Source organism: Curtobacterium herbarum, from assembly GCF_016907335.1.
In the GTDB taxonomy this organism is placed as follows: domain Bacteria; phylum Actinomycetota; class Actinomycetes; order Actinomycetales; family Microbacteriaceae; genus Curtobacterium; species Curtobacterium herbarum.
Window position 1 is genome coordinate 1,780,716 of the sequence record NZ_JAFBBT010000001.1, and the last position, 20,209, is coordinate 1,800,924.

Below are 20,209 nucleotides of genomic sequence, written 5' to 3' on the forward strand. Positions count from 1 at the left end.
TCAACAGTACGCGCGTCGCGTCAGTGCTCGTGACCACGTTCGCCGTCAGCGGCGGCGTCCGCACCGGCACGGACGACGGGGGCGCCGGACTGCTCCCAGGCGACCATGCCGCCCGCCAGGCTGACCGCGGGGACGCCGGCCCGCTCGAGTGCCGCGACGACCTGCGCCGAGCGGTACCCGCTGTGGCAGACGACCACGGCGGGGTGCTCGTCGTCGGCCGGGACCTCGGCCCACCGAGCCTGCAGCTCGGACATCGGCAGCAGCGTGGCCTGCGGTGCGTGCACCTCGTCCCACTCCGACTGCTCGCGCACGTCGATCAGGGGCGCGCCGGCCTCGAGACGGGCGAGCGCCTCGGTGAGGTCGACCTCGGCGGCCCCCATCAGACGTCCGCCCCGGCTTCGACCGGACGCTTCTTCGCGGCGGCCTGCTGCTTCTTGGCGTCGGCGGCGATGATCTTCGGCTCCTTCTCGCGGAGGTGCGCGTACATCGGCGACGCCAGGAAGATCGTGGAGTACGTGCCGACGATGATGCCGATGAACAGGGCGAGCGAGATGTCGCGGAGCGTCCCGGCGCCGAGCACGTACGACCCGATGAACAGGATCGCCGCGACCGGCAGCAGCGCCACGATCGAGGTGTTGATCGACCGGACCAGCGTCTGGTTCACGGCGAGGTTCACCGACTGCTGGAACGTGCGGATCGACTCGATCGCGGTGTTCTCGCGCACCTTGTCGAACACCACCACGGTGTCGTAGAGCGAGTACCCGAGGATCGTGAGGAATCCGATCACCGCGGCCGGCGTGACCTCGAGCCCGACGATGCCGTAGACACCCGCCGTGATGAGCAGGTCGTGGATCAGAGCGACCATGGCGGCCAGCGACATCTTCCAGGTGCGGAAGTACAGCGCCATGAACACGGCCGCCAGCGCCAGGAAGATCACGAGACCCCGGATCGCCTGCGCCAGGACGTCGGCACCCCAGGTCGCGCCGATGAACGTCGCGGCGACCTTCTCGGCCGGCACCTTGTACGCCGTCGCGAGCTCGGACGCGATCTCGTCGGTCTGCTTGTTCGTCAGCTGCCCGGTCTGGACGCGGATGCCGTGCTGGCCGAGCTGCGAGACACGCGGGATGACGTCCGGGACGACCCGCTCCACCGTCTCGGTCGCGATGCCCTGGTCGGTCGACTTCGCGTCGGAGATCGTGAACTCGGAACCACCGGTGAACTCGATGCCGAGCTGGTACCCACCACGGAGCCACGGGATCGCCAGCGACAGCACGATGCAGACGATCGCGACGATGTACCAGGTCTTGCGGCGCCCGACGATGTCGTAGGACCGCTTGCCCGTGTAGAGGTCGCTGCCGAACTGGCTGAAGCTCGCCATCAGCTGTCCTTCCCGTTGCCGGTGCCGTTGCCCGTGCCGTTGTCGGAGCCGGCGGCCTTGCGCTCGGCGATGGTCTGGCGACGCGCGGCCTCACGCGCACTGCGCTGCCGCTTGCCGTCCACGATCGGGGCGCGGAACTGCGCACGACCGCGGTACACCGCACCGAGGGCGGCCGGGTCGAGTCCGCTGAAGCGGTGCCCTTCGCCGAAGAAGCGGGTGCGGGCGATGAGCTGCATCATCGGGTGCGTGAAGAGCGCGACCACGACGACGTCGATCAGGGTGGTGAGGAGCAGCGTGAACGCGAAGCCCTTCACGTCACTGACCGCGAGGACGTAGAGCGTCACGGCGGCGAGGAAGTTCACCGAGTCGGACGCCAGGATCGTGCGGAGTGCACGCTTCCACCCGGACTCGACCGCGCTCTCGAGGGCACGACCGTCACGGAGTTCGTCACGGATGCGCTCGAAGTACACGATGAACGAGTCCGCCGTGATGCCGATCGCCACGATCAGCCCCGCGACCCCCGCCAGCGAGAGCCGGTAGTCGACGCGCCACGACATGATCGCGATCACCAGGTACGTCAGCGCGGCGGCGACACCGAGGGACAGGACCGTGACGAACGCCAGGGACCGGTACTGGATGACCGAGTAGATGACGACCAGGATCAGACCGATCAGACCGGCGACGAGACCGCCGACGAGCTGCGCGGTCCCGAGCGTCGAGGAGATGACCTCGTTCGACTGCACCTGGAAGTTGATCGGCAGGGCGCCGTACTTCAGCTGGTCGGCGAGGGTCTTCGAGGAGTCGGCGGTGAAGTTGCCGGTGATCTGCGCCTTGCCGTTGGTGATCGCGGAGTTCGTCGTCGGCGCCGTGATGACGGTCCCGTCGAGGACGATCGCGAACTGGTTCTGCGGCTGCGTGAGCTTGACCAGGCGGTTGGTGACCGAACCGAAGTCCTTCGTGCCGGCACCGTTGAAGGACAGGTTGACCGCCCACTCACCGGTGGTCGTGCCCTGCGAGTTCGACGCGAGGCCGGAGGTGGCGTTGCTGATGTCGGCACCCGACACCTCGACCGGGCCGAGGATGTACTTCGCGGCACCGTCGTTGTCACACGTGACCAGGGGCTCGTCGTCCGGGGCCGACGTGACGTCGTCCGGGGCCGAGCACTTGTAGTTCGTGTACAGGTCCTGCAGCTTCGGCGTCACCCAGGCCAGGTCGCTGCCGTTCGTCGGCTTCGAGCTCGGCGTCGCCTGCAGCGATGCGGGCGGCGAGTACGGCGTCGGCGAGGCCGTGGACCCCTTGCCGGAGTCCCCCACGGCGCTGTCGGACGCGGCCTCGGTGTAGAGGACCGGGCGGAAGGTCAGCTTCGCCGCTGCCTCGATGCGCTGGATCGTCTGCTGGTCCGGCTTGCCCGGGATCGACACGACGATGTTGTTGGCGCCCTGGGTGTTGATCTCGGACTCCGAGACACCGGTGGCGTCGATGCGCTGGCGGATGATGTTCACCGCCTGCTGCAGCTGCTGCGAGGTGACTGCCGAGCCCTCGGTGCTCTGCGCCGCCAGGGTGATCTGCGTGCCGCCCTGCAGGTCGAGCGCCAGCTCGGGGACCCAGCTCGCGCCGGCGTACCACTTGTCGGAGGTGTCCTTGGTGCTGCCCGCGAGGACCGATGCGGCGGTGTTCAGCCCCGCGAGGACCGCGATGAGGATCACCAACCAGGTGAGCGAGCGGAGCGCCTTCTTGACGGGTGTCGATCGTGCCACCGGTCGTCTCGTCTTTCTGTCGTGAGCCCCGCACGTCGCAACGCACGGGGCTCATGGTGTCGCACCACCGGTCAGCCGGCGGCGTCGGAGGTCAGTCTTCGGTCTTGCGCTTCGTGCTGTCGACGTCCTCGACACGCTCGCCGTAGATCGGCTCGCCGTTGAGTTCGGTGACGTGGGAGTCCGACTCGGTCTCGGTCGTGACGGTGGTGTCGACGGCCTCCGTGGTCTCGTCCGGGACGACGCGGGACAGGGTCTGGCGGTGCACGGTGATGACGGTGCCGGGCGCGATCTCGACGTCCGCGGTGACCTTCTCGTCATCGACCGACACGAGCGTGCCGTACAGGCCGAACGAGAGCATGACGCGCGCGCCCGGGACCATCTGGCTGGCGGTCTCGGTCTGCTGCTTCTTGCGCTTGCGGCTGCTGTAGAACATGAAGGCCGCGAACGCCACGACGATGATGATGAGGAAGTACTGGTCCATGGGAGCCTTCGGTCGGTCGAGCGGTTTCGGGCGCGAGCAGTCTAGAGCACGCACATGTGCAGTACTTCACGCATCGTCGGCGGCGAAGAGTCCGGGCTGCGCGGCGGCCTGACCCGGGGTCAGACCGAAGTGGCGCCAGGCCTGGGGCGTCGCGATCCGGCCCCGCGGTGTCCGCGTCACCAGGCCGATCCGCACCAGGAACGGCTCCACGACGGACTCGATGGTCTCGGACTCCTCGCCCACCGACACCGCGAGGGTGTTCAGGCCGACGGGGCCGCCGTCGAAGCGGGTGAGCATCGTCTCGAGCACCGCGCGGTCGAGCCGGTCCAGGCCGTACTCGTCGACGTCGTACAGCTCGAGCGCCCCCTGGACCGCGGCCATGCCGTCCCGGGTGCCGTGCACGAGCGCGAAGTCCCGGACCCGGCGGAGCAGCCGGTTCGCGATGCGCGGGGTGCCGCGGGAACGCCCGGCGATCTCACGCAGCGCGTACCGGTCGAAGTCGAGCTCGAGCAGGTGTGCGGCCCGGATCAGGACCTGTTCGAGTTCGTCGCGCTCGTAGAACTCGAGGTGCGCGGTGAACCCGAAGCGGTCGCGGAGCGGGTTCGGCAGGAGCCCGGCACGGGTGGTCGCGCCGACGAGGGTGAACGGCGCCAGGTCGAGCGGGATGCTCGTCGCCCCGGCGCCCTTGCCCACCATCACGTCGATGCGGAAGTCCTCCATCGCCAGGTAGAGCATCTCCTCCGCCGAACGCGCCATGCGGTGGATCTCGTCGATGAACAGGACGTCACCGGGCATCAGCGACGACAGCACCGCGGCGAGGTCACCCGCGTGCTGGATCGCCGGCCCGCTCGACATCCGCAGGGGCCGCGCGGACTCGTGCGCGACGATCATCGCCAGCGTGGTCTTGCCGAGTCCGGGAGGCCCGGCCATCAGGATGTGGTCCGGCGTCCGGTCCTGCATCGCCGCGGCCTTGAGCAGCAGATCGAGCTGCCCGCGGACCTTGCGCTGCCCGACGAACTCGTCCAGCGACTTCGGGCGGAGCGCGCCCTCGAACGCCAGCTCTTCCGGCGACTGCGCGTCGGCGGCGGTGATCCCGCCGCTCACCGGCCGGCACCCGTGGGTCGGAGGGTCCCGAGCGCGGCGCGGAGCAGCGCCTGCGTCCCCATCTGCTCGACGCCGGGTTCGTTCGCGACGGCGTCGTCGACCGCGCTGCGGGCCGCGTCCTCGCGCCAGCCGAGGCCGACCAGCGCGATGACGACGTCCTCGGTGGCGGGGTGGGCGACCGCGGCGGCGGCGCCGGTGCTCGTGGGCGCCTCGAAGGCGGCGAGCTTGCCGGCGAGGGCCACGATGATGAGCTTGGCGGTCTTCGGGCCGATGCCGGAGACCTTGCGGAACGCCCCGTCGTCGTCGTGCGCGACGGCGTTCGCGACCTGTGCGGCGGTCATCTGCCCGAGCACGCCGAGCGCGGACTTCGGCCCGACGCCGGAGACGCTCCGCAGCAGGTCGAAGACGCGCAGGGCATCGGTCGACTCGAAGCCGAACAGCTCGAACGCGTCGTCGCGGACGATCAGTGCCGTCCGGACGAAGACCTCGGACCCGTGCCGCATCGTCAGGGCGTGTGCGGGCGTCACCGTGACGGCGTACCCGACCCCGCCGACCTCGATCACGGCGGTCGACCCGGCGACGTCGATGCAGGTGCCCCGGAGACTCGCGATCATGCCCCGAGCCTAGGGCGGGCCGGGGACGTCCTCGCGCCGCCGCTCCGCACGAGGGGCGACGCGGCGCTGCGTCCGGCCGCACCAGCCTGCGCGTCCCGCCACGCCCGCTGCGCCGGGGTGAGGGTCCCGGGGCCGGAGCTGACCGCGTCGGGTGAGCCGAGCCTCCAGGCATGGCAGACCGCCAGGGCCAGCGCGTCCGCGGCGTCCGCGGGCTTCGGCGCCTCGGCGAGTCCGAGCACCCGGGCGACCATCGCCTGGACCTGGCGCTTGTCGGCGTTGCCGTAGCCGGTGATCGCGGCCTTGACCTCGGACGGGGTGTGCAGCCCGACCGGCAGCCCGCGCGCGGCGGCGGCGTGCAGGGCGAGACCGGACGCCTGCGCCGTCCCCATCACGGTGCGGACGTTCGCCTGCGCGAACACCCGCTCCACCGCCACGGCGTCCGGCCGGTGCGCGTCGATCTGTTCGGCGATGCCCTCGGCGATCGCGAGGAGCCGCAGTTCCAGCGCCATGTCGGCGGGGGTGCGGACGACGGTCACGTGCACCAGGCGCGCGCGCCGGTCCGGCGTGACCTCGACCACGCCGACGCCGCAGCGGGTGAGCCCGGGGTCGACCCCGAGCACCCGCAGCGCGCCGGCCCTGGCCGTGATCAGTCCTCGTCTTCGTCGAGCTCGGCCTGCACGTCCGCCGGCACGTCGAAGTTGGCGTAGACGTTCTGGACGTCGTCGCTGTCCTCGAGCGCGTCGATCAGCTTGAACACCTTGCGGGCGGTGTCCGCGTCGACCTCGACCTTGAGGTTCGGCACGAACTCGGCGTCCGCGGCGTCGTAGTCGATGCCGGCTGCCTGCAGGGCGGTGCGCGCCTCGACCAGGTCACTCGCCTCGGTGATGACCTCGAAGCCACCGCCCTGGTCGATGACGTCCTCGACACCGGCGTCCAGGACGGCCGTCATGACGTCGTCCTCGGTCAGCGCGTCGGTCTTGGTGACCGAGATGACGCCCTTGCGGTTGAAGTTGTACGCGACGCTGCCCGGGTCGGCCATGGTGCCGCCGTTGCGGTTCATCGCCGTCCGGACCTCGGCCGCGGCACGGTTCTTGTTGTCGGTCAGGCACTCCACCAGGAGCGCGACGCCGTTCGGGCCGTACCCCTCGTACATGATGGTCGTGTACTCGATCGACTCACCGGTCAGGCCGGCACCGCGCTTGATGGCGCGGTCGATGTTGTCGTTCGGCACCGAGGTCTTCTTGGCCTTCTGGACCGCGTCGACGAGGGTCGGGTTGCCCGACATGTCGGCCCCGCCCATCTTGGCCGCGACTTCGATGTTCTTGATGAGCTTGGCGAACGACTTCGCACGGCGACCGTCGATGACGGCCTTCTTGTGCTTCGTCGTCGCCCACTTGGAATGCCCGGACACGGATCTCCTTGCGTCGTGCGGAAAGTCTCCGACAGTTTACCGGCCCGGGAGGCGCGGTGTGCGTCCGCCTCGCGCGCTCCCCCGCAAGACGCAAGGGCAGCGCCTGCTCGCAGCGGTACAACCCGGCGGGCAAGCGCCACGGTTGCGTTCTGCGGGAGGGTTGGTCAAGCGCGGCGGACGATGTCGAGGAAGCGGCGGTGGAACCGGTCCTCGCCCGCGACCTCGGGGTGGAACGCACTCGCGAGCACGTTGCCCTGCTGCACGGCGACGACCTGGCCGTCGGGCAGCGCCCCGATGACGTCGACGCCGGACCCGTGCTGCTCGACGACCGGTGCGCGGATGAACACCGCGTGCACCGGCTCGGCGCCGAGGTCGGGCATCGGGATGTCGATCTCGAACGAGTCGTTCTGGTTGCCGAACGCGTTCCGGCGCACCGTGGTGTCGAGGACGTCGAGGGTGTGCTGCCCGGCGATGCCGTCGGTGATCCGCGCACTGAGCATGATCATGCCAGCGCAGGTGCCGTAGGTCGGCAGCCCTGCTCGGATGGCAGCGCCCAGCGGCTCGGCGACCCCGAACGCACGGGACAGCTTGTCCATCACGCTCGACTCGCCGCCGGGGATCACGACACCGTCGAGGCTGTCGATCTCCTCCGGGCGGCGGAGCGGGACGACGTCCGCACCGAGTCCGGTGAGCGAGGCGATGTGCTCACGGAAGTCGCCCTGCAGGGCGAGGACGCCGATCCGGGGCGAGGGCCTACCAGCCACGCTCGGCGAGGCGGTGCGGTGCGGGGACGTCGGCGACGTTGATGCCGACCATGGCCTCGCCCAGACCGCGGGAAACCTCGGCGATGACCTTGGGGTCGTCGTGGAAGGTCACGGCCTTGACGATGGCGGCGGCACGCTTGGCGGGGTCGCCCGACTTGAAGATGCCGGAGCCGACGAACACACCGTCGGCACCGAGCTGCATCATCATCGCGGCGTCGGCCGGGGTGGCGACACCACCGGCGGTGAAGAGCACGACGGGCAGCTTGCCGGTCTGGGCGACTTCCTTCACCACGTCGTACGGCGCCTGCAGCTCCTTGGCGGCGACGTAGAGCTCGTCTTCCTTGAGGTTGCGCAGTGCCGCGATCTCCTTCGAGATGGTGCGGATGTGGCGCGTCGCCTCGGACACGTCACCGGTTCCGGCTTCGCCCTTGGAACGGATCATGGCCGCGCCCTCGGTGATGCGACGGAGCGCTTCGCCGAGGTTGGTGGCACCGCAGACGAAGGGGGTCGTGAACTTCCACTTGTCGATGTGGTTCACGTAGTCGGCCGGCGAGAGGACCTCGGACTCGTCGATGTAGTCGACGCCGAGCTCCTGCAGCACCTGCGCCTCGACGAAGTGGCCGATGCGGGCCTTCGCCATGACGGGGATCGACACGGCGGCGATGATCTCCTCGATCATCGACGGGTCGGACATGCGGGCGACACCACCCTGGGCGCGGATGTCGGCGGGGACGCGCTCGAGGGCCATGACGGCGGTGGCGCCGGCTTCCTCGGCGATGCGTGCCTGGTCGGCGTCGATCACGTCCATGATGACGCCGCCCTTGAGCATCTCCGCGAGACCGCGCTTGACACGCGAGGACCCGGTGGTCGAAGTGGCGTTGACGGTGCTGGGGGTGCTGTCGCTCATGATCCCCTCAGTCTAGTCCGACGGCCACCCCTCGGCGACGAGTCGACGGGTGTCGCCGAGCATCTGGGAGAGCGACTTCGTCCGGGCGATGATCGGGAAGAAGTTCGCGTCCGACTGCCACCGCGGCACGATGTGCTGGTGCAGGTGGGCGGCGACGCCGGCTCCGGCGACCTCACCCTGGTTCATGCCGATGTTGAAGCCGTCGCAGTGCGAGACCTCCCGCAGGACCCGCATCGCCGTCTGGGTGAGTTCGCCGATCTCCTGCAGCTCCTCGGGCGTCGCTTCGTCGTAGAGCGGGACGTGCCGGTAGGGGCAGACCAGCAGGTGGCCGTTGTTGTACGGGTACAGGTTGAGCAGGACGTAGGCGTGCTCGCCCCGCGCGACGATGAGGGCGTCCTCGTCGGACTTCCGCGGTGCCTCGCAGAACGGGCAGTCGTCGCGGTGGCCGCGGCCCTCCCCCGCACGGCCGGCGTCGATGTACGCCATCCGGTGCGGGTTCCACAGGCGCTGGAAGGCGTCCGGGACCGCCGCCTGGGTGGCGGCGTCCCGGATCTCCAGCGGGTCGCCCTCGTCGTCGAGCGGGCCGGGCATCAGACCTGCACGCGGTCGCGGATGGCGGTGGTGATGCGCTCGACCGCTTCGTCCACGGGCACGCCGTTGTCCTGTCGGCCGTCACGGAAGCGGAAGCTCACGGCCCCGGCGTCGCGGTCGTCCCCGCCCGCGATGAGCTGGAACGGCACCTTGGCCTTGGTGTGCGTGCGGATCTTCTTCTGCATGCGGTCGTCCGAGTGGTCGACCTCGGCGCGGACGCCCTGGGCACGGAGCTTCGCGACGACCTGGTCGAGGTAGTCGCCGTACTCCTCGGCCACCGGGATGGCGACGACCTGCACGGGCGACAGCCACGCGGGGAACGCACCGGCGTAGTGCTCGGTGAGGACGCCGAAGAACCGCTCGATCGAGCCGAACAGGGCGCGGTGGATCATCACCGGGCGCTGGCGGGTGCCGTCGGCAGCGGCGTACTCGATACCGAAGCGCTCCGGCAGGTTGAAGTCGAGCTGCACGGTCGACATCTGCCAGGTGCGGCCGATGGCGTCACGGGCCTGCACCGAGATCTTCGGGCCGTAGAACGCCGCTCCGGCGGGGTCCGGCACGAGTTCGAGTCCGGTCTCCTCGGCGACCTCGCGCAGGGTGTTCGTCGCCTCGTCCCAGACGTCGTCGTCGCCGACGTACTTCTCCGGGTCCTTCGTGGAGAGCTCGAGGTAGAAGTCGTCGAGGCCGTAGTCACGGAGCAGCGACAGCACGAACTGCAGGGTCGTGGTGAGCTCCTCCTTCATCTTCTCCTTCGTGGTGAAGATGTGGGCGTCGTCCTGGGTCAGGCCGCGCACCCGGGTGAGGCCGTGGATGACGCCGGACTTCTCGTTGCGGTAGACCGTGCCGAACTCGAACATCCGCAGGGGCAGGTCGCGGTAGGAGCGGGCCTGCGACCGGTACGCCAGGATGTGCATCGGGCAGTTCATCGGCTTGAGGTAGTAGTCCGCGCCCTGGCGGGTGATGTTGCCGTCCTCGTCGCGTGCCTCGTCCATGTGCATGGGCGGGAACATGCCGTCCTTGTACCAGCCGAGGTGGCCGGACTGCTCGAACAGGTCGCCCTTGGTGATGTGCGGCGTGTAGACGAACGAGTAGCCCTCCTGCTCGTGCCGACGGCGCGAGTAGTCCTCCATCTCGCGGCGGATGATGCCGCCCTTGGGGTGGAAGATCGCCAGGCCCGAGCCGATCTCGTCCGGGAACGAGAACAGGTCGAGCTCGGCACCGAGCTTGCGGTGGTCGCGCTTGGCGGCTTCCTCGAGACGGACGAGGTACGCCTTGAGCTGGTCCTTGTCGGGCCAGGCGGTGCCGTAGACGCGCTGCAGCTGCGGGTTCTTCTCGGAGCCACGCCAGTAGGCCGCGGCGACGCGCATGAGCTTGGCGGCGTTGCCGATCCAGCGGGTGTGCGGGACGTGCGGGCCACGGCAGAGGTCCTGCCAGAGGACGTCGCCGGACTTCGGGTCGACGTTCTCGTAGACGGTCAGTTCACCGGCGCCGACCTCGACGCTCTCACCCGAGTCGCCCTCTGACGCGGCGCCCTTCAGGCCGATGAGCTCCTGCTTGTAGGGCTCCCCCGCCATCAGTTCGCGCGCCTCGTCGTCGGTCACGACCCTGCGGCGGAAGCGCTGGGCCTGCTTGACGATGCGGTCCATGCCCTTCTCGATCGCCTTGAGGTCCTCCGGCGTGAAGGGCTCGGCGACGTCGAAGTCGTAGTAGAAGCCGTCGGTGACGGGCGGCCCGATGCCGAGCTTGGCGTCCGGGTTGATCTGCTGCACGGCCTGCGCCAGCACGTGGGCCGCGCTGTGGCGGAGGATGTCCAGGCCGTCCTGCTCGTCGAGCGTCACCGGCTCGGCGGTCTCGCCCGCCTGCACGTCCGCGGCGAGGTCCTTCAGGACCCCGTCGACACGGATGGCGACGACGCCGCGGACGCCGTCGAACAGCTCGGTGCCCGTCGTGGTGGTCGTCGCGGTGCGCGGCTCGGGTGCCTGAGGCACGGCGTCGGGCTCGGCGGACTCGGCGGCGACTGACTCGGTCACGATGGTGGGGCTCCCTCGGTCTGGTGGTACGTCGATGGTAGTGGCGGGCCGGGTCAGGCGGGCACGCGGCCGAGCGTGGTGACGGGCAGGCGCGGCTCGATGCGTTCGCGGCCGGACAGCCCGTCGAGTTCGAGCAGCGCGGCGAAGCCGATGGCCTGGTACCCGGCGCGCTCGAGCAGCGTCACGGTGGCGGCCGCGGTGCCGCCGGTGGCCAGGACGTCGTCGACGACGAGCACCCGGGTGCCGGGCTCGAGCTGGCCCGGGCGGAGTTCGAGTTCGGCCTCACCGTACTCGAGCGCGTACTGCTCGCTGAGGACCTCGCCCGGCAGCTTGCCGGCCTTGCGGACGGTGAGCACGCCGACCTGGTGCTGCGCGGCGATCCCGCCGGCGAGGGCGAACCCGCGCGCCTCGATGCCGGCGACGGCGGCGAACCCGGCACCCACGGCGAACGGCGCGGCGAGGGCCTCGCACACGCGTCCGAAGGCGATCGGGTCGGCGAACACCGGCGTCACGTCGCGGAAGAGCACGCCCGGCTTCGGGAAGTCGGGGACGATCGTGGTGAGGCGCTCGACGAGGGCAGCGGCGGAGTCGGTCATGCCCTCAACCGTACGGGGCTGACCGGGTCCCGCCGTTCCGCGGGCGGGCGTGCGGGTGGTGCCGGACGGGAGGCGCGACACCGGTCGGTGCCGCGCCTGCCGTCCGGCGCTGCTCGCGAGCGCGGGCCCACGTCGGTCACCGCCACATGTGCATGGCGGCGCCGAGGATCACCCACTCGGCTTCGCGGGCGAGGCGGGCCTGCTCTTCGCGGTGCCGCCGGAGCTCGGCGGCGGGGTCGATCTCGTGCGGCTGGCGCCGGGTGCGGCGACTCCACACGATCAGGGCGAGTCCGATCCGGAGGGCGATCCGGTCCGGCAGCGACACCCGGGAGGGTCGTCCGGTCGGTGGCCGTACGGGGCGGAGGAGGGTCTTCGACGACATGGTGTCTTCCTGTTCGGAGAATGGCGTACAACACGGGAATCGGGGTCGACGGATCGACCCGGGACACGCCGTGGATCGATCGATGGCGCGACAGGATGATCCGCGACGAAGCGCAGGCGGAAATGCGTTCGGATGAATGCCCGAATGAATGCGTGCGCATTCGACGGAAATGATGAAAGGTGCGGAACCGTCGCGTGACGAACCGCCCGGTCAGCGCGGCCGAGGAGCCAGCGCGGCCGAGGAATCAGCGCGGCCGACCAGCCCGTGTGGACGACGAGCCGCACCAGCGACGAGCCCCGGCCGGACCGATGAGCGCCGATCCGGTCCATCCGAACGGACAGGCGGGTCGGACACGAGCGGCAGATCGGCAACCGGCTGCGGAACGCGGATGCCCGCGGCACGACGTCGACTGGGGCACGAGCCTGGCTGACGAGACGAGCCTGGCTGACCAGACGAGCTTGTCGGACCAGCCAGCCTGGCTCGCCAGGCGAACCGGTCAGCCCTGGTCGTGGTTCAGGACGGGGTGTTCATCAGCACGACCGGGCGAAGAGGCCGGCGGTCCCACGGACTGCTCGGAACGGCGTCTGCGTGGTGATCATTGTCGGCCCCCTTTCGGCACGGGTTGCTGGTTCTCGACGGCGGATCGGCGATCCGTTCGCGTCGAGAGAACACTATCCAGGTCGAGAACAGACGCGCAACCCTTTTCCCGCATTTCTCCGAGATTGCACTCGCGAACACACGAGAAGCCCCCGGTACCGCAGTACCGGGGGCTTCTCGAGGAACAGCTGACTAGACCACGACCGGTGCGTCGACCACCGCGACGAGCTCGTCGTCGGCGACGTCGATCCGGACGGTCTCACCCTCGTGCGCCGACCCGTCGACGACGAGTTCGGCGATCCGGTCGTCGACCTCGCGCTGGATCAGCCGACGGAGCGGACGGGCGCCGTACTCCGGCTCGTAGCCGTGCTGCGCGAGCCAGTCCGTCGCGGCCTCGGACACCGACAGGACCATGCCCTGCGCGGCGACCCGGAAGGCCGTGTCCTGCAGCAGCAGCGACACGATGGACCGCAGCTGCCCGCGCTCGAGCTTGCGGAAGAGCACGATCTCGTCGATGCGGTTGATGAACTCCGGCCGCATCGACTCGCGGAGCTTGCCCATCACCCGGTTGCGCAGGTCGTCCTCGGCGTACCCACCGTCCGCGGACACCGAGAACCCGAGCGCACCCGTCCGGGACGCCAGGAACTCCGAGCCGATGTTCGAGGTCATGATGACGACCGTGTTGCGGAAGTCGACCGTGCGCCCCTGCCCGTCGGTGAGTCGCCCGTCGTCGAGCACCTGCAGCAGCAGGTTGAACACGTCGGGGTGGGCCTTCTCGACCTCGTCGAGCAGGATCACCGAGTACGGGTTCCGACGGACGCGCTCGGTGAGCTGCCCGGCCTCGTCGTAGCCGACGTACCCCGGAGGGGCACCGACCAGCCGGGACACCGTGTGCCGTTCGCCGAACTCGCTCATGTCGAAGCGCAGCATCGCCGACTCGTCACCGAACAGCGACGCCGCCAGGGCCTTGGCGAGCTCGGTCTTGCCGACACCGGTCGGGCCGAGGAACAGGAAGCTGCCGACTGGGCGACGCGGGTCCCCCATGCCGGTGCGGCTGCGGCGGACCGCCTTCGCGACGGCGCGCACCGCGTCGTCCTGCCCGACCACACGGTCGTGCAGTTCGGGTTCCAGGGCGGCCAGGCGGGTCTTGTCGGCGGAGCCGAGGCGTGCCACCGGGATGCCGGTGGCCCGGGACACCACGGCGGCGATGTCCGCTTCCGTGATGACGTCGTCCGCGGCCGCCGGACGGGAGGCCCGCTCGGCGTCACCGGTGGAGGCGGCGGTGATCCGCGCCTCCAGTCCGGCGATCTCGTCGCGCAGGCCCGACGCCGCCTCGTACTGCTCCTCGGCGACCGCGTGGTCCTTCCGGGCGCTCAGCTCCGCGACCTGGGCCCGGAGCGCCTCGACGTCGACGTCACCGGAGCGGGCGAGACGGCGGCGGGCACCGGCCTGGTCGATCAGGTCGATCGCCTTGTCCGGCAGGTGCCGGTCGGTCACGTAGCGGTGCGACAGCTCGACGGACGCGCGGATGGCGTCGTCGGCGTAGGTCACGCCGTGGTGCTCGGCGTAGCGGGGGCTCAGTCCGGTGAGGATGGCGACCGCGTCCTCGACACCGGGCTCCCCCACCGTGACGGGCTGGAAGCGGCGCTCGAGGGCTGCGTCCTTCTCGATGCGGCGGTACTCGGTGAGCGTCGTCGCACCGACCAGGTGCAGGTCCCCGCGGGCCAGACGCGGCTTGAGGATGTTGCCCGCGTCCATCGAGCCGCCCTCGCCACCGCCACCGGCGCCGACGACGGTGTGGAGTTCGTCGACGAAGACGATGAGCTCGTCCGCGTGCGCGGCGATCTCGTCCATCGCGTTCGTCAGGCGCTCCTCGAAGTCCCCGCGGTAGCGGGTGCCGGCGAGCATGCCGGGCAGGTCGAGGGCGACGACCCGCTTGCCCTGCAGCAGGGTGGGGACGTCACCGTCGACGATGCGCTGGGCGAGGCCCTCGACGATCGCGGTCTTGCCGACACCGGGCTCGCCGATGAGGACGGGGTTGTTCTTGGTGCGCCGGAGCAGGATCTCGACGGCCTGCTCGATCTCGTCCGCGCGGCCGATGACCGGGTCGATGCGACCCTCGCGGGCGCGGGCGCTGAGGTCGGTGCCGTACTGGTCCAGCGTCGGGGTCTCCGACCGCTCTTCCTGCCGGTCGGTCGCGCCGGGCACGGGACGCCCCTCCCGTGCGGCCTCGGCCGCTTCCTGTGCGTACGACTGCATCACCTGCGGGGTGACGCCGGCACTCGCGAGCAGCTGACCGGCGACGGTATCCTGGTCCGTGACGAGCGCGAAGAAGACGTGCTCGGGGTCGGTGTACGTGCTGCCGAACCCGCGCGCGGCCTGGGTGGCCTCGAGCAGGATGCGCTGCGCGGACGGGGTCAGCGCGGGGCGGCCCTCGACGGTGTCGCCCGAGGGCATCGGCAGGCGCTGCTCGACCTCGGCGGCGAAGCGCTCCGGGTCGGCGCCCGCGGACCGCAGGACGGCCGCGAAGGGCTCGGTGCCGACGAGCACGTGCAGCACGTGCAGGGCGTCGATCTCGTGCTGCCCCTGCTCGACGGCGTACTCGGACGTCTGCTGGAGCAGTTCGTGGGTCCGCCGGCTGAGCAGCCGGGTGATGTCGACCGGTCGCCCGAACGGCACGGACCGCTGGGACTGGCCGGGGTTCTGTGAAGCCGCAAGCAGTCGAGCGAGGAACTCGTCGAACGAGTCGTTGCCGCCGGTCGGGCCGAACGTCTGTGGCAAAGGGACCTCCTGAGGAACTTGAGTGCCTTCGACTCAATGCAACGCAGGGGTGCCGTCCTCATTCCCGCTCGGCGGAAGAAGTTGCGGCGGGCCGACTCAACTCCGGGTGATGGCTGCCGTGCTCGCGTCGGTGACCCGGGCCAGGTCCGCCGGCGACAGCTCGATGTCGAACCCGCGGCGCCCGCCCGACACGAAGATCGTGGCGTGCTCGGCGGCCGACGCGTCGAGGACCGTGCGGATCCGGGTCTTCTGCCCGACCGGGCTGATGCCGCCGACGACGTACCCGGTGCGACGCTCCGCCAGGGTCGGATCCGCCAGCGAGGCCTTCTTGCCACCGACGGCGGCCGCGATCGCCTTGAGGTCGAGACGGTCGGCCACCGGCACGATCGCAACCGCGAGGTCGCCGTCCACCGACACCACCAGCGTCTTGAACACCTGCTCCTCGCGCAGTCCGAGCGCAGCAGCCGCCTCTTCGCCGAAGTTCGTGGCGCTCTCGTGGTGCTCGTACACGTGCGGGGTGAAGGGCACGCCGGCCCGCTCCAGTGCGAGCGTCGCCGGGGTGCTCGGGGATGCTGCGCTCATGCACCGATCCTCCCCCGGCCGACCGTCCCGCCCCGGGAGGCTCGCGGGCGCTACGCTGAGCCGCACCATGACCGTCATCGAGGTGCTGCTCCGCGGGGTCTCCGCCCTGCACGGCCTCGACCCGGCCGCCCTCGGCTCACTGCCCGGGCTGACCATCGCGGCCCTCGGGCTCGGCGCGCTCGGCATCACCGTCGCCGCGGTCGGGGCCGTCGCCGCCGCGCTGCTCGTGCTGCGACTCGTCGCCCTGCTGACCGGAGCCGACGCTGCGGACGCGGGACGGGCCTCCCGGACGGCACCGGACCTCGTGACCCGGATCGCCTGGAGCGACCCGGACGCCGATGGGCACCCGCGACCGCGGGCACCGGGAGCCGTCCCGGCGGTCTGACACCGATCGGTGTCGGGCCGCAGACGCTCCCGACCCGCGATCGAAGGACCTCCGTCATGGACATCACCACCCTGCCCGGCCTCAGCACGCTGCTGCACGCCGGCACCGCACTCGTCACCACCCTCACCGACCTGCTCACCCCGCTCGCTGGGACGGCCGCCGCGGCGCTCGCCGTGGTCCTGCTGACCCTGGCGGTCCGGGTGCTGCTCGTCCCGCTCGCCGTCCTGCAGGTGCGCGCGGAGCGGGACCGGCGCCGCCTCGCGCCCCGGATCGCCGAACTGCGGCGGCGGGCCGGGAAGGACACCGCCCGGTTCCAGCGGTCCCTGCAGGAGCTGTACACGAGCGAACGGGTGTCGCCACTCGCCGGGTGCCTGCCGGTGCTCGCGCAGGCACCGGTCGTGTCGCTGCTGTACACGCTGTTCACCCACGCGAGCATCGACGGGACGGTCAACACCCTGCTGCGGGCGACCCTGGCGGGCATACCGCTCGCGCAGTCCGCGGTGGTGGTCGTCACCTCGCCGCTGTGGGTGCACGGCTGGCTGGTGCTCCTGCTGCTCGCCACCATGGCCGTCGTCGTCGAGCTGACCCGGCGGGCGCAGCTGCACTGGAACCCGGTCCCCGCGGAGCCGACCGACCCGAGCCTGCCCGGCGCCGCGGCTGTGAGCGGCATCGCCCGGTGGGTGCCGTTCGTCTCGGTCGGGTTCGCCGCGATCGCACCGCTGGCCGCGGCGCTGTACGTCGTGACGAGTGCGGTGTGGACGCTCGGCGAACGGGCGGTGCTGCGGCGGGTGCTGCGGTAGCGCGGGGCGGTCGGGGTGCTCGTCCTCGGACTAGCCGCCCTGGCCCTCCTGCTGCGGCCCCTGGTCGACCGGGTCGTACTCGGTGCCGCGGCCCTGCTCCTCCTCCGGCAGCGGGACGTGCCGCTCGGTGCCGCTGCCGCCCGGGCTCGTCGCCACGTAGTCGGCCTCGCCGGACTGGGTGTCGTGGCTGAGCGGTTCGAGCGTCTCCTCGTCGACCTCGTGCGGGGTCGCGTCGGCGGCGTCGGCGGGGTCGGTCGGGTCGGCGGCCTGGTCGTTCTGCGCATCGGTCATCCCTCGGGCGTACTCCCCCCGGTCTGGGTGCGCGCCGTCGCCGCACCGGTGGCAGCATGAGGGCAGGCGTGACGACGAGGAGCGCGATGAGCCGGACCGACGACGACGCGGCAGCACGAGCCCGTCTCGAACGCATCGCCTGGGGCGCAGGGGCGTCCCCGGCCGAGGCGGCGCGCGCTCGCATCGCGCTGGCAGACCTCGACCGGGAGGCCCGCACGCGGCCCGCCACGGCCGTCACCGCCGCCGCGGGGTCGCGTCGCGGGCGCCGGGCAGGTGCGGCGTCGTCCGTTCCGGAGGTGGAGTCCGCGGCGCCAGTGCAGCCGGAGGAATCGGCGCAGCCGGTAGGGCCCGCTGTGCCGGTGGAGCGCGCCGAGCCGGTGCACGGCGCTCCGGACAGCCGACCCGACCCCGTACCGGGCGGTGGCGTCGAGGACGGCGACCAGACGCCCGAGGCGAGTGGTGCCGGCGGGGGTGGGGCGGGCCTCCTGGCCGGCAGCCGGCGGGTGCTGGGTCGGACGCGCGTGCTGCTGGGGCGCATCCGGCACACCGACCGGACCGTGCTCTGGGCGCTCGGGGGCGCCGCGGTCGTGATCGGCCTCGTGGCCGGCACCGGTGTCGGTCTGTCGATCGGCACCCGCACGACGGCCGAGCCGGCGTCCGCGGTGACGACGCCCGCTGCCGGGACCGTGACGCTCGAACAGATGCTCGACCTGCCGCAGACCTACGCCGACCAGCTGCCCGGCGGGATCGACGCGCCGGTGTCACTGCACACCACCCGGCTCGTGTTCACGAACCGGTCGCTGGCGGGCGACGACGCCGCGACGCCGTGGAACGTCTGGGCCGGGGTCGGCCGGGACACCTCGACGCTCTGCCTGGTGGCGACGGCCGACCGGCTGCAGGGCACGAGCGCCTGCTACCCCCGCGACGACGTCCTGCACGGCGTGGTGTCGTTGTCCGCGACCTCGCTGAGCGGCACGCTCTGGATCCGGGTCGTCGGCGGGGCCGTCCGCGGCACCGTGACCAGCTCGCCGCCGCCGCTGTACTGACCCGCGGTCGTCCGTTCGGGCCGCTCCCCGCCACGACGGCATTGGAGCGCTCCTGAGAGCATCGCGAGAACGGCCCGAGAGCCCTCGCGCGATCGCCGTGCGTCGTGCAACACTGGATGAAGCGCACTCGCCGTGGAGTGGCCAGAACCACATCTCCACATCCTTAGTCCACCACCCGAGCGCGCTCCGACCGGTCGAACAGTTCGTCGTTCCCGCGCGCTCCTCGTACGTCCTCGAGGAGGTCAGCCGCCGTGTCCACCACCAGCAACCGAACCGTGCACCCGCACACGACGCCGATCACCGTCACGACGTCGTCGGTGATCGGGATCGCCGTCCTCGGCCTCGCCACGTTCTTCGCCATCACGACCGAGCTCATGCCGGTCGGCCTGCTCGGCACCATGAGCCAGGACCTCGGCGTCACCGAGTCGACCATGGGCATCGTCATCACCGTGTACGCGGCAGCCGTCGCGCTGCTGGCCCTCCCCCTGACCTCCCTCACCGCGAAGCTGCCGCGGAAGACTGTGCTCGTCGCGACCCTCGTCGGCTACACGGTGTCGAACGCGCTGGTCGCACTCGCGCCGTCGTTCGCCGTCGTCTGTGTCGGCCGGGTCGTCGGCGGCATCGCACACGCCCTGTTCTTCTCGGTCGCGTCGGCCTACGCCACCCGGATCGTGCCGCCGCGCCTCGCCGGCCGGGCGATCGCGTTCGTCTACTCCGGCAGCTCGCTCGGCTTCGTGATCGGCGTCCCGCTCGCCACCGGAGTCGGCCAGTCCGTCGGGTGGCGTCCGGCCGTCGGCGGTGTCGCCGCCTGCGCCGCACTGCTCGCCGTCGTCGCCGCGGTCTGCCTGCCCGCCGTCCGTGGGGCTGCCTCGCCGCACGTCGGGTCGCCGAAGGCCTGGGCGCGCACCGGCCTGCTGTCGGTCGTCGTCGCCGACCTGCTGCTCTTCGCCGGGCACTACATCGTGTACACGTACATCGGCCCCTACGTCATCGACGCCGGGCTCGACGCCGGCATGGTGTCCGGCGCGCTGCTCGTCCTCGGCGGCACCGGCGTGATCGGCCTCTGGCTGGCCGGGATGTTCGTCGACCGGGCACCCCGACAGACGCTGCTCGTGGCGATCGCCGCGATGGCCGCCGCCTTCGTCGCGATGCCCTTCGCCCACGGCTCGCTCGTCGGCACCATGGTCGTCGCCGGCATCTGGATGGCCGCGAACGGCACGACCGGCACGCTGTTCATGGCCGCGGCGATCCGCACCGGTGGCGTCAGCCCGGAGATCGCGGGCGCCCTGGTAAACGGGGCGTCGAACATCGGGATCGCGGGCGGAGCAGCGATCGGCGGCCAGGTCCTCGGGCTGTCGGGACTGCAGACGCTGCCGTTCGCCGGCGCACTCGTCCTGGTCGCCGGGCTGTCCGTCGTCGCGTTCGCCAAGCGCGGGTTCCCGGTGCACGCCACCGCGCAGCCGCACCTCAGCACGTCGTCGATCGAGGTCTTCACCTCCTCGCTCGCCGTCGTCACGAGCTCGATCCCGACCGTCAGCCGGGCGATCCAGACCATCACCGGGTCCGTCGCCACGGTGCACCGGGCTGCGACCGGATCGATCCGGACCGCCACGGGTTCGGTGCGGACGGTCCGCGAGCGCTAGCCGGACGGCCGCGGGACCGCACAGTCGGACGGATGCGCAGTCGGACGGCTACTCAGTCGGGCAGCCGCG

21 protein-coding genes are annotated in these 20,209 nt (G+C 71.2%); 4 read left to right on the forward strand and 17 right to left on the reverse strand.

All coding sequences use genetic code 11. From position 1 onward, the window contains the following. Positions 1-20 precede the first annotated feature (20 nt). From JOD51_RS08500 to ybaK, 16 genes are all read right to left on the reverse strand, one after another. The gene (locus JOD51_RS08500; RefSeq protein WP_204607860.1) at positions 21-380 is read right to left on the reverse strand and encodes a rhodanese-like domain-containing protein; all 360 of its coding nucleotides are present in this window, start codon (positions 378-380) and stop codon (positions 21-23) included. Then, entirely contained in the window at positions 380-1,378 is a 999-nt protein-coding gene (gene secF / locus JOD51_RS08505; RefSeq protein WP_204607861.1) for a protein translocase subunit SecF, read from the reverse strand. Before secF ends, JOD51_RS08500 begins: the two co-directional genes overlap by 1 nt. After that, positions 1,378-3,135: a protein translocase subunit SecD gene (secD, locus tag JOD51_RS08510; protein WP_204607862.1), complete on the reverse strand. Its 1,758-nt coding sequence runs from the start codon at positions 3,133-3,135 to the stop codon at positions 1,378-1,380. Before secD ends, secF begins: the two co-directional genes overlap by 1 nt. A gap of 91 nt (positions 3,136-3,226) precedes the next feature. Next, complete coding sequence (locus JOD51_RS08515) at positions 3,227-3,616, reverse strand: preprotein translocase subunit YajC (protein ID WP_204607863.1); 390 nt, start codon at positions 3,614-3,616, stop codon at positions 3,227-3,229. Positions 3,617-3,682: 66 nt separating this feature from the next. Beyond that, a complete protein-coding gene (ruvB, locus tag JOD51_RS08520; protein WP_204607864.1) occupies positions 3,683-4,720 on the reverse strand; it encodes a Holliday junction branch migration DNA helicase RuvB in 1,038 nt (345 codons plus the stop codon). Then, the gene (ruvA, locus tag JOD51_RS08525; RefSeq protein ID WP_204607865.1) at positions 4,717-5,334 is read right to left on the reverse strand and encodes a Holliday junction branch migration protein RuvA; all 618 of its coding nucleotides are present in this window, start codon (positions 5,332-5,334) and stop codon (positions 4,717-4,719) included. The genes ruvB and ruvA overlap by 4 nt, the downstream gene beginning before the upstream one ends. Then, positions 5,331-5,954 carry a crossover junction endodeoxyribonuclease RuvC gene (gene ruvC / locus JOD51_RS08530; protein ID WP_181439114.1) on the reverse strand — a complete coding sequence of 208 codons (624 nt, stop codon included), beginning with the start codon at positions 5,952-5,954 and terminating at the stop codon, positions 5,331-5,333. Before ruvC ends, ruvA begins: the two co-directional genes overlap by 4 nt. Positions 5,955-5,980: 26 nt before the next feature. Beyond that, complete coding sequence (locus tag JOD51_RS08535; RefSeq protein WP_111073446.1) at positions 5,981-6,745, reverse strand: YebC/PmpR family DNA-binding transcriptional regulator; 765 nt, start codon at positions 6,743-6,745, stop codon at positions 5,981-5,983. A 164-nt stretch (positions 6,746-6,909) separates the two neighbouring features. Next, positions 6,910-7,509, reverse strand: coding sequence for a pyridoxal 5'-phosphate synthase glutaminase subunit PdxT (pdxT, locus tag JOD51_RS08540; RefSeq protein ID WP_204607866.1), 600 nt, complete (start codon positions 7,507-7,509; stop codon positions 6,910-6,912). Then, positions 7,499-8,416, reverse strand: a complete 918-nt coding sequence (pdxS, locus tag JOD51_RS08545; protein WP_111073444.1) for a pyridoxal 5'-phosphate synthase lyase subunit PdxS — start codon at positions 8,414-8,416, stop codon at positions 7,499-7,501. Before pdxS ends, pdxT begins: the two co-directional genes overlap by 11 nt. 12 nt (positions 8,417-8,428) lie before the next feature. Then, entirely contained in the window at positions 8,429-9,007 is a 579-nt protein-coding gene (locus tag JOD51_RS08550; protein ID WP_204607867.1) for an HIT family protein, read from the reverse strand. Next, positions 9,007-10,995 carry a threonine--tRNA ligase gene (gene thrS, locus JOD51_RS08555; RefSeq protein WP_204611020.1) on the reverse strand — a complete coding sequence of 663 codons (1,989 nt, stop codon included), beginning with the start codon at positions 10,993-10,995 and terminating at the stop codon, positions 9,007-9,009. The genes JOD51_RS08550 and thrS overlap by 1 nt, the downstream gene beginning before the upstream one ends. A gap of 95 nt (positions 10,996-11,090) precedes the next feature. Next, positions 11,091-11,633 carry an adenine phosphoribosyltransferase gene (locus JOD51_RS08560; RefSeq protein ID WP_204607868.1) on the reverse strand — a complete coding sequence of 181 codons (543 nt, stop codon included), beginning with the start codon at positions 11,631-11,633 and terminating at the stop codon, positions 11,091-11,093. Positions 11,634-11,769: 136 nt separating this feature from the next. After that, positions 11,770-12,015 (reverse strand): hypothetical protein, encoded by a 246-nt coding sequence (locus tag JOD51_RS08565; protein WP_204607869.1) that lies wholly within the window; start codon positions 12,013-12,015, stop codon positions 11,770-11,772. A gap of 789 nt (positions 12,016-12,804) precedes the next feature. After that, positions 12,805-15,393 (reverse strand): ATP-dependent Clp protease ATP-binding subunit, encoded by a 2,589-nt coding sequence (locus JOD51_RS08570; protein ID WP_204607870.1) that lies wholly within the window; start codon positions 15,391-15,393, stop codon positions 12,805-12,807. 96 nt (positions 15,394-15,489) lie between these two features. Continuing rightward, complete coding sequence (gene ybaK, locus JOD51_RS08575; RefSeq protein ID WP_204607871.1) at positions 15,490-15,975, reverse strand: Cys-tRNA(Pro) deacylase; 486 nt, start codon at positions 15,973-15,975, stop codon at positions 15,490-15,492. 67 nt (positions 15,976-16,042) lie between these two features. On the opposite strand from ybaK, the gene JOD51_RS08580 reads away from it, so the two are divergent. Together JOD51_RS08580 and JOD51_RS08585 are read left to right on the forward strand one after the other, a co-directional pair. Next, the gene (locus JOD51_RS08580) at positions 16,043-16,360 is read left to right on the forward strand and encodes a DUF6412 domain-containing protein (protein ID WP_204607872.1); all 318 of its coding nucleotides are present in this window, start codon (positions 16,043-16,045) and stop codon (positions 16,358-16,360) included. Between the two features lie 56 nt (positions 16,361-16,416). Beyond that, positions 16,417-17,160, forward strand: a complete 744-nt coding sequence (locus JOD51_RS08585; RefSeq protein ID WP_204607873.1) for a YidC/Oxa1 family membrane protein insertase — start codon at positions 16,417-16,419, stop codon at positions 17,158-17,160. 30 nt (positions 17,161-17,190) lie between these two features. Here the strand turns inward: JOD51_RS08585 and JOD51_RS08590 are convergent, their stop codons facing one another. After that, a complete protein-coding gene (locus tag JOD51_RS08590) occupies positions 17,191-17,451 on the reverse strand; it encodes a hypothetical protein (protein WP_204607874.1) in 261 nt (86 codons plus the stop codon). Between the two features lie 86 nt (positions 17,452-17,537). Here JOD51_RS08590 and JOD51_RS08595 point away from each other — a divergent pair, with 86 nt between their 5' ends. Continuing rightward, complete coding sequence (locus JOD51_RS08595) at positions 17,538-18,497, forward strand: hypothetical protein (RefSeq protein WP_204607875.1); 960 nt, start codon at positions 17,538-17,540, stop codon at positions 18,495-18,497. A gap of 251 nt (positions 18,498-18,748) precedes the next feature. Continuing rightward, complete coding sequence (locus tag JOD51_RS08600) at positions 18,749-20,140, forward strand: MFS transporter (RefSeq protein WP_204607876.1); 1,392 nt, start codon at positions 18,749-18,751, stop codon at positions 20,138-20,140. The last annotated feature ends 69 nt before the right edge of the window (positions 20,141-20,209 follow it).